The sequence below is a fragment of the Bacillus sp. cl96 genome, assembly GCF_900100505.1.
In the GTDB taxonomy this organism is placed as follows: domain Bacteria; phylum Bacillota; class Bacilli; order Bacillales; family Bacillaceae_G; genus Bacillus_A; species Bacillus_A cereus.
Genome location: NZ_FNDM01000015.1, coordinates 17834 through 31371, shown reverse-complemented (window position 1 = coordinate 31371; position 13538 = coordinate 17834). Strand labels below are relative to the sequence as shown.

Genomic DNA, 13538 nt, shown 5'->3' with positions numbered 1-13538 from the left:
ATTTATTTAGGCTTTACATTTAATATGGGGGAGAAATTAAAATGGCAATGACAAACAAGAACGTGCGAGTGGAGAATGATTTTTTGGGAGGAAAGGAATTACCTATTGAGGCATATTACGGAATTCAGACTTTACGCGCTGTTGAAAATTTCCCGATTACAGGGTATAAAATTCATGAAAGTTTAATTAGAGCGTTCGCAATTGTAAAAAAAGCAGCAGCGCTTGCGAATACAGATGTAGGAAGATTGGAATTGAACAAGGGCGGCGCGATCGCAGAAGCTGCTCAAGAAATTCTTGATGGAAAATGGCATGATCATTTCATCGTAGATCCAATCCAAGGCGGAGCGGGTACTTCAATGAACATGAATGCAAATGAAGTCATTGCCAATCGTGCTCTTGAATTATTAGGGATGGAAAAGGGAGACTATCATTATATTAGTCCAAATAGTCATGTAAACATGGCCCAATCAACAAATGATGCATTCCCAACGGCGATTCATATCGCAACGTTAAATGCATTAGAAGGCTTATTACAAACGATGGGTTATATGCATGATGTATTTGAATTAAAAGCAGAACAGTTCGATCATGTGATTAAAATGGGACGTACACATTTACAAGACGCTGTGCCAATCCGTCTTGGACAAGAATTTAAAGCATACTCTCGCGTACTTGAACGTGATATGAAACGAATTCAACAATCGCGTCAACATTTATATGAAGTAAATATGGGGGCAACTGCAGTTGGTACAGGCTTAAATGCAGATTCAGAATACATTGAAGCAGTTGTAAAACATTTAGCTGCAATCAGTGAATTACCGCTTGTTGGTGCAGAAGATTTAGTAGATGCGACGCAAAATACGGATGCGTATACTGAAGTATCTGCAGCACTGAAAGTATGTATGATGAATATGTCTAAAATTGCAAATGACCTTCGCTTAATGGCATCAGGTCCACGTGTTGGTTTAGCAGAAATTATGTTACCAGCTCGTCAACCAGGTTCATCTATTATGCCAGGGAAAGTAAATCCTGTTATGCCAGAAGTTATTAATCAAATTGCGTTCCAAGTAATAGGTAATGATCATACAATTTGCCTTGCTTCAGAAGCAGGACAATTAGAATTAAACGTGATGGAACCAGTACTTGTTTTCAACTTACTGCAATCGATTAGCATTATGAATAACGGTTTCCGTGCCTTTACAGATAATTGCTTAAAAGGAATTGAAGCGAATGAAGATCGCTTAAAAGAGTATGTTGAGAAAAGTGTAGGAATTATTACAGCCGTGAACCCTCATATCGGTTATGAAGCAGCAGCTCGCGTTGCGAAAGAAGCAATCGCGACAGGGCAATCTGTTCGAGAACTTTGTGTGAAAAATGGTGTATTGTCACAAGAGGACTTAGAGTTAATTCTAGATCCATTCGAAATGACACACCCAGGGATTGCAGGAGCAACTCTTTTAAAGAAAAATTAAAAGAAGAGGGGGGACAAGTCCCTCCTCTTTGTTTACAATATAGGGATTTTATACGTGAATAGAGGTAGGGAGATTATAAGTAAGTAACAGTGGCGTTTAATAGTTCATAGAAACAAAATTAAGAGGAGCAGCAATATAATCAACATCACTTTTAAATAAAGAGGATTTATTAAAACATCTTATCATGTTAACAACAAGTTTACATGAATCTTTATAAAAAACTATGACCAACCATGAATCAATAGTTGGCCATAATAATCTCAAAGACCAATATCTTTTAATCCAGGACTATGCTCATTTGGCATTTCAGGAAGTTCTGGTACAGGAAAACCTTTTGGCGGGTCCGTTACTGCTAATGTTCCTTTGTTTCTACTTGGTGATTCACCTTGGAATATTTCTCCCATTCTTGTTGGATCTAAGCTAAAATTAAATTGTGCGTTATGGAATCCCATGTCTACATACTTTCTGCACTCTGGGTATTTATTAATATCATAGTTCGGCACAGGGAAGAGTTTCCCCCATTCAACACCCAATGTCTCTAAAGCTTTTGCGAAAGCATTTTGATGTGCATTATCACGTACAATTAAAAATGCAAGTGTTTCTCTAAAAGTTTGATTGGAACTCATTTCATAAATTCTAGTTTTTTGAAGTACACCTGTAGATTCAAGTACTACGTTATCTAATAAATCGCTAATTAAATTCCCATGGCTATATACCCAAGATCCATTCCATGGGTTGCCAGCTGCATCAACGGGCAATGAACTTTGAGCACCTACAATAAAGTGATGAGGATTGGCATGTTTAACCGCTTCATCAAGTGGTGCCGTGTCAACACCTGCATTTCCTGGTGTAGGTTCACCAGATCCAGTTAATAGTTGATTAATTGTATGTTGTACAAGTTCTACATGGCTTATTTCTTCTAAAAAAACACCTCGAAGTAAATCACGATATTGCTTCTCTTTCCCTCTAAAATTTGAGCTTTGGAAGAAGTATTGCATCATTGTACGCATTTCGCCATAATGCCCACCTAATATTTCTTGTAAAACTTTTGCGGCAGCTGGATCTGGCTTGTCCGGCTTGATAATATTAATCAGTTCTTCTTTATAATAAAACATGAAGTACACCTCTTTTAAGTTAGTTAACATTGTTATCGTGTCCGCTATTTGGTTACTTAATACTTTAATTCATGTTTTTACCAATTATTTATTGCCTCAAAATGCAAAGTTTTTGAAAATAACTATTTTAGATGTGAGATGAAAATAGGGGATAGATACTTAGCATTTAATAAAAAAAGATAAGATTACGAAATGTAATCTTATCTTTTCATTAAGAATAATGAATTGTAGCTTTAAGGCTTCAGAATGACTTTTATACAGTCGTCTTCACGATTATTAAAAATCTGATAACCATAACTCGCTTCTTCAAGGGGAATTTTGTGTGTAATAATCTCTTTTGGATCAAATTCTTTATTTGTTATTTTTTCAAATAGTTCCGGCATAAAATGAATGACAGGTGCTTGTCCCATTTTAAGATTAATATTTCTAACCCAAAATGCACCGAGTGGAAAGGCGTTATAATTGCCACCATAAACGCCGGTCATTTGAACCGTTCCATATTTTCTTACGGCTTTCGTAGCGATTTGAATTGGACCGAGAGTTCCACCTTGTAATTTTAATTTTTGTTCCAGAAATTCTAGAGGCGATTTTTTTCCATCCATCCCCACACAATCAATAACTACATCAGCACCGCCACGTGTAATTTCCTTTAAATGTTCTCCCATATCGGGGAATTTTGTAAACTCAAATACCTCAACATTGTTAATCTTTTTTGCATAATTCATCCGATAATCTAAGTAATCCACTGCAATTACACGTTTAGCACCTTGCATCCAAGCGAATTTTTGTGTCATTAATCCAACAGGTCCACAACCAAGGACGATAACAGTATCACCTGGCTTAACGCCTGCGTTTATTACACTCCAATAGGCTGTTGGTAAAACATCTGATAGAAATAGTAGGGATTCATCTTCAAGTTCGCATGATTCCGGTATAACAAATGGAGTGAAATTTCCAAAAGGAACTTTTAAATATTCTGCTTGTCCGCCCGGATGATTACCAAATTTCTCTGTATAACCAAAGTATCCACCAGAATCGTAATGAGGGTTTGAGTTATCACATTGACTTTCCATTTCATGTTGGCAATAGAAACAATGTCCACAAGAAACGTTGAATGGGATGACAACACGATCGCCTTTTTTCACTTTAGTGACATCTGGCCCGACTTCTTCAACGATTCCCATTGGTTCATGGCCGATAATGTATCCTTGAGGTAAGGGCATGTTGCCTTGATATAGATGTAAATCAGAACCGCAAATAGCGGTTGAAGTAATTTTTACAATAATATCATCTTTTTTCTCTAATTTTGCATCATCCACTTGTTTAACCTGTACTTGGTTTGGTCCTTGATAGGTTACAGCTTTCATCTCATATCTCCTTTTGGATTATGTCTCAAAACATAATTTTATTTAATCTCTTGGTGAAATAGAAATCTTTCTTTTGTTTACTGAAGGGAATTAGAAAGTATACATAGTGTTGTTATGAAAGTATGTTATATCAGTTATTCTTTCTTATATGTTTTGCCCTACTTTAAGAAAAAAATCAATTTTTATTCATAATCTAATTTCCATAAAAAGGATAATTATTATTTCATAATTTGTAGCATATTAAAAACATCGGAGGTGAAACAATATGGGAAAAAATAATAGTGGAAGTCGTAATGAAGTATTAGTTCGAGGCGCTGAACAAGCTCTTGATCAAATGAAATATGAAATTGCACAAGAGTTTGGTGTACAACTTGGTGCAGATACAACAGCTCGTTCAAACGGATCTGTTGGTGGTGAAATTACAAAACGTTTAGTAGCAATGGCAGAACAACAACTTGGTGGTAGAGCTAACCGCTAAGTAAATTGGCTTAAAATATAGCAAATATGTAAATCAATTTCTTTTGTGTATTCATAAAAATAAAAAACCTTATATTAAACAGATTCTCACTCAAAGATTATTGATAATCTTCTTTCATAATCTTTGAGTATTTAATTTGTAAACTACTTTCCTAAACAATAAACACGCAGTGTTGGAAAGGTGTTTTCCATGCATAGTAGAAAATCTTTTGCAGGAAAAAGCATACTTAAAAATTTGATTTCAATATTGAAATCAATATTTATTATGATATTTTCGAAAGGTAGGAATTTAAAAATGGGTATATTAAGTGGAAATCCTCAAAATGAACCTTTACATTACGGAGAAGTATTTGACATTTGGAGTTATCTTCTTGCTGCACAGGGTGCAATTGCAAGCCATCAAGTGTTTATGAATCACACAGGTGATGAAGATTTGAAGAAGTTTTTAGAAGGCTTAATTGAAAATGATATGAATTCGGAAATAGAAGAATTAAAAGCTCTTTTAAAGATTAATGGGGTCGCTTTACCGCCTGCTCCTCCAGAACGACCAGTTGCATCTATTGAAGACATTCCTCCGGGAGCGCGTATTAATGATGTTGAAATTGCTGCAGCTGTTTCTACAGGATTAGCAGCTGGACTTGTGACATGTAGTCAAGTAATGGGAAAATGCCTTCGAGAAGATGTAGGTATGTTATTCGGACAATTTCATATGAAAAAAGCGCAGGCAGGTGTAACCCTGCTACGTTTAAGTAAGAAAAAGGGATGGGTAGTTCCACCTCCATTACATGTAAGAAATTCTGACCAAGCGTAATAAACAAAAATAAAAAAGTGGCGTTGGCCACTTTTTTATTTTTTAGGTGTATCCTCAAGCTTGGACTTATTTATTGTGGAAGAATCCATATATTCATCTGATATCTCCATAGCGTATTTATCATGGGGAATATGATTATGTTCTCTTAATTTATTGTCATTACGCAGTACTAACTTCTGCATATAAATATGGAAGAAAACTTCTATTCCGCCAATAATTAAAGCAGCTAAAAATGAAGAAAATCCAATATTACGAGTAGCATCTAAATTAGTAAACAAGGATGTTAGTAACCAAGTTCCGAAAAAGCTTAAGCCGAAATCTGCCATTGTAGCAATCGCATTTCCGTATTTAGGTAAAATGAAGAGATCTCCGATTAAATAGGCAGTTCCCGTAAGGAAAAGAGAAATTAATAATACTTTAGGAATTGAAATGCCTTGAAAGATACTGAGCATGATTAGCAATACTGCAGTTATCGCTGTGTACTTAATTAATAAGGCAACAATATGTTTCATTATTTTCCTCCATTGTTTAAATGTATATGGAATACAATATTTCATTAAAAACGGATTATGCTTTTATATAGCGTAACCCGTTTTAATCACCCTTTAATGGTAAGAGGTACAACCTGGGTAAGAAGCAGGCTTATACTATGGATAGTATTTGCGGAATATCGAGCTTTATTCACAAAGGATAGTTCCATTCTTATAATAGAGAGGTTGCCTAAGTACAGTTTTTTTCATATTAAACTTAATATTTTTTGATGTTTTGATTTTGTATCATATTCTGATTCATTAATATAAAAATAAACAAAGTATTCCCGCGTTTAATGCATCTTTTTATCTATATATTTTCCGTAATCAGGTACAGCAATTTTATCAAATTCTTGAACGAGTGTTTTGAGGCTTGTTGATAGCAATTCACCCGACATCGGTATCCCGTGTCCAGTAACGGCGGTTAGAGGCTTTAACTTTTCTAGCTTAAGAACTGACTCTTTAGCGGCTTTCCAGTCTGTTGTTAAATAACGAGGCGGACCGCTTATTTCCTGTTCTTGAGTTATTACTTTATATAGATACTCCTGTTTCACTGTAACAAAAGCGTCCCCAGCGATTAAAGTTCGGTCTTTTTCTCGGAATAATGAAATATGCCCTGGAGTATGTCCTGGTGTATGAATCCATCTAAACTCTGGCATATGGGGAACAGTTCCATCGGTAGGTAGCGCTTTTACGTTATTCCCTAAGTCAATTGGTTCGTTTGGGAACAGAGGAGACATTTTCGCTACCATACCACCTTCAACTGTAGGGTCTGGTTCTGGATAGCTTTGTTGTCCAGTCAGGAACGGTATCTCCATTTGATGTGCATAGACGTGAACATCCCAATGCTTGATGAGTTCAATTATTCCCCCAACATGATCAAAATGGCCGTGAGTTAAAATAATTGCTTTTGGGCGACTATTGGTACCAAATCGATCTTTAGCGATAGAGATAATTTCATTTGCACATTTAGGCATTCCAGCATCAACTAAAACAAAATCATTGGTCTCAGGATTTCCAACAAAGCATATATTGACGATTTGAATCGTGTAACAAAATAAATCACGTAATACTTCGATGCCGTGACCACTTTCAATTGAAGTTGCTGGAATAAACTTGTAATCGCTTCCGTAATTCATTTCATTGTCCAATTTTTCTCCCCCTTAATATATTTTAATACGACATTATAGTTCCCTAATCTTGAAAATTCATTTTGGCGAATTTGAGAAAAGAATTAATGTGGGATTAAAAACAATAATTTAGTCCTAGAATTAAGAGGGATTCATATCAATTTATATAAAGTGCAAACAAAAAATATTGCTTTTAAAGTCACAGATTCTACTATTTTTTGAGGCGAATTTATGGCTTAATAAAAGATTTATAAAAATATTACAATATGGATTTATATAAAAAATACATAACAAAGTTCGATAGAAATCCATTATGTCTAATGATTGCTTTTCATAATAAAAGAATGTTTAAGTTTGGTGATGTAATTGAAGTGAATTAGAGGGGAAATAGAAGTGATGATCTCTTCCTAACTTAATTATATCATGTAATTTACGTTCGAAATAGACTGTTTCTTCTCATTTACTACTGTTACAATCAAGAACACATGAATAGTAAGGAGAGGTGCCAAATGAGTTCTTTCGTTCTCGATTTTCAGGAAATAGAAAAAACGCAGCTTTTTCTCGTTGGTGGAAAAGGATTGAATTTAGGGGAGTTATCCAATATTCAAGGGATACAAGTGCCAGAAGGGTTTTGTGTTACAACGGTAGGGTATGAACAGGTCATCGGAAAAAATGGAGCGTTTCAAACTTTATTGAATCAATTAGCAATGCTAAAAATTGAGGAACGAGATCGAATTGGTGAAATTAGTAAGCAGATTAGAGAAGTCATTATGGCGGTGGAAATTCCAGTTGATGTAGTGGAATCAGTAGCTCATTATCTCTCGCACTTTGGCGATGAACATGCATATGCAGTGCGTTCGAGTGCTACTGCTGAAGATTTACCGTATGCCTCGTTTGCTGGTCAACAAGATACGTATTTAAATGTTATTGGAAAAGAAAACATTTTGCAGCATATTAAAAAATGCTGGGCTTCTTTGTTTACAGATCGGGCGGTTATATACCGAATGCAAAACGGTTTTGATCATAATCAAGTTTCTATATGTGTTGTCATTCAAAAAATGGTTTTCCCTGAGGCTTCAGGGATTTTATTTACTGCGGATCCGATTACTTCGAATAGGAAGGTGTTGTCAATCGATGCCAGCTTTGGACTTGGCGAGGCGCTAGTATCTGGATTGGTTTCTGCCGATAATTATAAGGTAAAAGAAGACGAAATCGTCGAAAAGGTCATCGCAACGAAAAAATTAGCCATCTATGGACGAAAAGAAGGCGGAACAGAGAGAAAGAAAATTGCTCCTAATCAGCAAAAATTTCAAACACTTACTGAACAACAGATTTTACAACTAGCACGCATCGGAAGACAAATCGAAGCTTATTTTGGTTGTCCGCAAGATATTGAATGGTGCTTAGTTGATGATACAATTTATATAGTCCAAAGCAGACCGATTACGACTTTATATCCAATTCCAGAAGTAAATGATGGGGAAAATCACGTGTATATATCAGTTGGTCACCAACAAATGATGACCGATGCGATGAAACCATTAGGTTTATCTTTTTTCCTGTTAACGACTAGTGCACCTATGTGTAAAGCCGGAGGAAGACTATTTGTTGATGCTACGCAAAGACTAGCTTCACCTGCTAGCAGAGATTACTTAATAAACACTTTAGGTAAATCGGATCCGCTCATACGAGATGCATTAACGACTGTAATTGAGCGAGAGAATTTTATTAAATTGTTATCGGATGATGAAAAAGAAAAGGATCTTAGTAAAAATGTGCCACCTGCAAGTTCGCAACAACAACCTGAAAACGATCCGGAAATCGTTACGAATTTAATAAAGAATAGTGAATTATCAATAGAAGAATTAAAACGAAACATGCAAACGAAATCAGGGGTGGATATACTTGATTTTATTTTAGAAGACATTCAGCAATTAAAGAAAGTATTATTTAACTCGCAAAGTATAGCTATCATTATGGCAGGTATGAATGCTTCATCATGGATTAATGAAAAGATGGAGCAGTGGCTAGGAGAAAAAAATGCAGCAGATGTACTTTCACAATCTGTACAACATAATATTACGTCAGAAATGGGGCTAGCGTTATTGGATGTGGCAGATGTGATTCGGCCGTATCTGGAAGTCATTGCGTATTTACAGCATGTAGAAGATGACAGCTTTTTAGATGAATTAATTCAGTTTAAAGGCGGGGAAAAAGTTCGGGATGCAATCGATGCTTTTCTAAATAAATATGGAATGAGATGCAGCGGAGAAATCGACATTACGAAAACGCGCTGGAGTGAACAGCCAGCTACAATTATACCGATGATTTTAAATCATATAAGAGACTTTGAATATGGTGCTAGTAAGCGGAAGTTTGAAGAAGGGCTACAGGAAGCTTTGAAAAAAGAAAAAGAGTTGTTAGAGCGATTGCAGCACTTGCCGGATGGGGAACAAAAAGTAGAAGAGACGAAGAGAATGATTTGTAACCTCCGCAATTTCATCGGTTATCGTGAATATCCGAAATACGGCATGATTCATCGTTATTTCATATATAAGCAGGCATTACTGAAAGAAGCAGAGAAACTTGTGCAAAATAATGTTCTGGATGAAATAGAAGATATATACTATCTAACTTTTGAAGAACTTCACGAAGTCGTCCGCACAAATAAACTAGATTACAAGATTATTCATAAACAAAAAAATGCGTACAAATTATATGAAAAACTAACACCTCCGCGTGTTATCACGTCTGATGGAGAAATCATTACAGGTAAGTACAAACGCGAAAATCTCCCGGCTGAAGCAATTGTAGGTTTGCCTGTTTCTTCTGGAGTGGTTGAGGGGAGAGCACGCGTTATTTTAAACATGGAAGACGCGAATTTGGAAGATGGAGATATATTAGTTACGGCATTTACCGATCCTGGGTGGACACCTTTGTTTGTTTCTATAAAAGGGTTAGTCACTGAAGTCGGCGGGCTTATGACGCACGGAGCAGTGATTGCACGTGAGTATGGCCTGCCAGCAGTTGTTGGAGTAGAGAACGCTACGAAACTAATAAAAGACGGGCAACGAATTCGGGTACATGGAACAGAAGGATATATTGAAGTGTTGTAGTTGTATTTTAGATAAATAAAGAAATCGTCCACTAAATATAGTGGACGATTTCTTTATGATTTTAATAGTTTTATCAACTTTCATCAATATTTTCTGAAATATTGATGAATCAGAATGTATGTTCATCTAAAACAAAGGATTTTTTCAAAAATATTACAAATTCAGACAATGCATTGATAATTTTCTGAATTTTCCGTAATATATAAACGTTGTATCGTATTTAATATTGGGGAGGAATAGGGATGAAGAAAAAACCTTTTAAAGTGCTGTCTACGCTTGCGGCGGCAGCTGTGCTTAGTTGCACATTTGGGTATGGGGGTCAATCTGTTTATGCGGCAACGCCGTCTAATGGAGGAACTTTAAGTCCGATTGATGAAAATTTAATTCAAGAGGAGCGTTTAGCAGATGCGCTCAAGAAACGCGGTGTAATTAATGAATCTACGTCGAAAGAAGACACATTAAAAGCTGTTGAAAAATACGTAGAGAAGAAAAAAGGAGAAAATGCGGGAAAAGAACCAGCAGCGGGGGATAGTGTTACGAGAGAAGCGGCTGACTTTTTGAAAAAAGTTAAAGATGCAAAAGCAGATGAGAAAGAAAAAGCAGATCAACCTGCTAGTGGTCCAGTAGCGGGACAAGAGCCGGTTAAAGGGGGATTAAACGGCCAAGTACCAACTACTTCAGCGAAGCAAAAACAATATAACGGTGATGTTCGTAAAGATAAAGTTCTCGTATTGCTAGTAGAGTTTGCGGACTTTAAGCATAACAATATTGATCAAGTACCAGGTTATATGTATTCAAATGATTTTAATCCAGAACATTATCAAAAAATGTTATTTGGTAATGAGCCATTTACACTCTTTGATGGTTCAAAAGTACCAACATTTAAACAATATTATGAAGAGCAATCTGGTGGTAGTTATACAGTAGATGGCACAGTAACAAAGTGGTTGACAGTTCCTGGTAATGCGGCAGATTATGGCGCAGATGCAGGAGATGGCGGTCATGATAATATGGGACCAAAAGGACCTCGTGATTTTGTAAAAGAGGCATTAAATGCGGCTGTAGAAAGTGGTATTGATTTATCTGAATTTGACGAATACGATCAATATGACAATAATGGTGATGGCAATAAAAATGAACCAGATGGTTTGATTGATCACTTAATGGTCATTCACGCTGGAGTTGGGCAAGATGGGGGCGGTGGTAGACTAGGTGATGATGCAATTTGGTCACATCGTTGGCACCTTGGAACACCATATCCAATTGAAGGAACAAAAGCAAAAGTTGATAACTGGGGCGGTAAGATGGCAGCATACGACTACACAATTGAGCCAGAAGACGGAGCGGTTGGTGTATTCGCACATGAATTTGGTCATGATTTAGGTCTTCCAGATGAGTATGATACAAAGTACACAGGAGCAGGTGAGCCAATTAACTCCTGGTCTGTTATGAGTGGCGGTAGCTGGGCTGGTAAAATTGCAGGAACAACGCCACCGAGTTTCTCTCCGCAAAACAAAGAGTTCTTTCAAAAGAACATAGGTGGAAACTGGGCCAATATTGTAGAGGTTGACTATAATAAATTAAATCGTGGTATTGGCTATGCGACGTATTTAGATCAAAGTGTAACGAAATCAAATCGTCCTGGTCTGATTCGTGTTAACTTACCAGATAAAGAGGTGAAAGGTATTCAGCCTGCATTCGGTAAGAAGTACTACTATAGTACAAAAGGTGATAACCTTCATACAACATTAGAAACGCCAGTGTTTGATTTAACAAATGCAACAAATGCGAGGTTTGATTATAAATCAATGTATGAAATTGAAACGGATTATGACTTCCTTGAAGTACATGCAGTGAAAGAAGATGGTACGAAAACGTTAGTGGATCGAATTGGTGAAAAAAATGTGGGAAATGGTCTAGACACAACAGATGGTAAATGGGTAGATAAGTCTTATGACTTAAGCAAATTTAAAGGTCAAAAAGTAAAATTAGTATTCGAATACATTACAGATGGTGGTTTAGCGCCGACCGGTTTTACTTTTGATAATGCTACATTAACTGTAGATGGAAATGTTGTGTTCTCTGATGATGCAGAAGGCGAAACGAAATTTAAATTAAATGGTTTTGTTGTAGCAGACGGTTTTGATAAGAAGAAGCATAACTACTATTTAGAGTGGAGAAACTATGCTGGTGCTGATCAAGCGTTAAAATATAGCAGTGGTGTACCATATAATACAGGTCTGCTAGTATGGTATGCAGACTCTAGCTTTACAGATAATTGGGTTGGTTTACATCCAGGTGAAGGTTTCTTAGGAGTTGTTGACTCTCACCCAGAGGCAATTGTTGGAACACTAAACGGCAAACCAACTGTTAAAAATAGTACACGATTCCAAATCGCAGATGCTGCGTTCTCCCTTAACCAAACGCCAGCATGGAAAGTGGTATCTCCAACACGCGGAACATATGATTACAAAGGATTACCAGGTGTAACGAAGTTTGATGACTCTAAATTGTATATAAATGATTTAATCCCAGATGCAGGACGTAAATTACCGAAATTTGGATTGAAATTTGAAGTAGTTGGACAAGCAGATGATAATTCTGCAGGTGCAGTTCGTTTATATCGTTAATAATGTAGAAGCTGTTGAAGGGGAGTCCTTTCAACAGCTTTTTTTACAGAAACATAAATTTCAAGTTATTAATAAAATAATAGAAATTATTAAGCAAGCGGGCTTATTTCTTTAAGCCAGCAGCATAAAAAGGTCCATGAACTGCGATTGTTGATAAAAAGCGAGCAATCTCCTCAGGTGTTTCTTTTTGTCCATTATTTAACCATTGTTGGATGACACCTATATGTGCAGATGCCATATAAGAAGTTAAATATTCGCTTGGAACAAGTAAATTCTCCTTATTAATGAGAGGACCATTCGTATCTTCAAATAATGTTTTCCACATAAAGTCTTTCAGTTTTGTTTGGAAAGATAAATCTCCTTTCGGACTTAGTACAGCTCTCATAAAATCACTATTTTCATTTAGAAATTCAAGAATAGAAGTGATAAGTATAAATGGCATTGTTGGAGAAGGATTTGATCCAAGGTCAGCAATAACTTCCGGGAATTTCTGTTTAGCAATGCTAGAAAACTCGTACATAATGTCTTCTTGGCATTTTGTCATTAAATCAAATTTATCTTGATAGTGCGCATAGAAAGTACCGCGATTAATGTTTGCTTTCGTTGTAATATCTTTCACTGTAATGGCGTCAAAACCTTTTTCTTCAATTAGCTCCACCAATGCATTTCGTATGGCAGTTTTCGTACGAACAACACGCAAATCTAAATTATTATCGCGCAAAGCATATCCCTCCTTAATTTTACTCAACACATTTGGAAAATGTGTCTTATAACCAACACATTCACGATTTTTGATTATTGTATAAGGTTCAACTCGAACATATAATTCAAAATATAAATAAACAACACGTTGTTGGTTATTATAGATCAAATTAAGGGAGGAGAAAAGA

At 36.2% G+C, this 13538-nt stretch carries 10 protein-coding genes; 5 read left to right on the top strand and 5 right to left on the bottom strand.

Translation table 11 applies throughout. The features are described 5' to 3' along the window. Positions 1-41: 41 nt before the first annotated feature. On the top strand, positions 42-1472 hold the full coding sequence (aspA, locus tag BLT20_RS24990) for an aspartate ammonia-lyase (protein ID WP_016124803.1): 1431 nt from the start codon (positions 42-44) through the stop codon (positions 1470-1472). Positions 1473-1732: 260 nt separating this feature from the next. On the opposite strand, the gene BLT20_RS24985 is transcribed toward aspA, so the two are convergent. Continuing rightward, on the bottom strand, positions 1733-2587 hold the full coding sequence (locus BLT20_RS24985; protein ID WP_000500357.1) for a manganese catalase family protein: 855 nt from the start codon (positions 2585-2587) through the stop codon (positions 1733-1735). A gap of 233 nt (positions 2588-2820) precedes the next feature. After that, positions 2821-3954, bottom strand: a complete 1134-nt coding sequence (locus BLT20_RS24980; protein WP_000649086.1) for a zinc-dependent alcohol dehydrogenase — start codon at positions 3952-3954, stop codon at positions 2821-2823. A 265-nt stretch (positions 3955-4219) separates the two neighbouring features. Here BLT20_RS24980 and sasP point away from each other — a divergent pair, with 265 nt between their 5' ends. Both sasP and BLT20_RS24970 read left to right on the top strand, forming a co-directional pair. After that, positions 4220-4432: a small acid-soluble spore protein, SasP family gene (gene sasP / locus BLT20_RS24975; protein ID WP_000517671.1), complete on the top strand. Its 213-nt coding sequence runs from the start codon at positions 4220-4222 to the stop codon at positions 4430-4432. Positions 4433-4726: 294 nt separating this feature from the next. Further along, positions 4727-5242: a DUF3231 family protein gene (locus tag BLT20_RS24970; RefSeq protein ID WP_001986359.1), complete on the top strand. Its 516-nt coding sequence runs from the start codon at positions 4727-4729 to the stop codon at positions 5240-5242. Positions 5243-5277: 35 nt separating this feature from the next. Here BLT20_RS24970 and BLT20_RS24965 read toward each other — a convergent pair whose 3' ends face one another. Next, positions 5278-5754: a YndM family protein gene (locus BLT20_RS24965; RefSeq protein WP_000680665.1), complete on the bottom strand. Its 477-nt coding sequence runs from the start codon at positions 5752-5754 to the stop codon at positions 5278-5280. Between the two features lie 311 nt (positions 5755-6065). Beyond that, positions 6066-6923, bottom strand: coding sequence for an MBL fold metallo-hydrolase (locus BLT20_RS24960; protein WP_000368288.1), 858 nt, complete (start codon positions 6921-6923; stop codon positions 6066-6068). Positions 6924-7411: 488 nt separating this feature from the next. Here BLT20_RS24960 and ppsA point away from each other — a divergent pair, with 488 nt between their 5' ends. Continuing rightward, positions 7412-10018 carry a phosphoenolpyruvate synthase gene (ppsA, locus tag BLT20_RS24955; protein ID WP_000094185.1) on the top strand — a complete coding sequence of 869 codons (2607 nt, stop codon included), beginning with the start codon at positions 7412-7414 and terminating at the stop codon, positions 10016-10018. Between the two features lie 242 nt (positions 10019-10260). Then, positions 10261-12648 (top strand): immune inhibitor A domain-containing protein, encoded by a 2388-nt coding sequence (locus tag BLT20_RS24950; protein WP_000728989.1) that lies wholly within the window; start codon positions 10261-10263, stop codon positions 12646-12648. A gap of 103 nt (positions 12649-12751) precedes the next feature. Here the strand turns inward: BLT20_RS24950 and BLT20_RS24945 are convergent, their stop codons facing one another. Beyond that, entirely contained in the window at positions 12752-13369 is a 618-nt protein-coding gene (locus BLT20_RS24945; protein WP_001205505.1) for a TetR/AcrR family transcriptional regulator, read from the bottom strand. Positions 13370-13538: the final 169 nt, after the last annotated feature.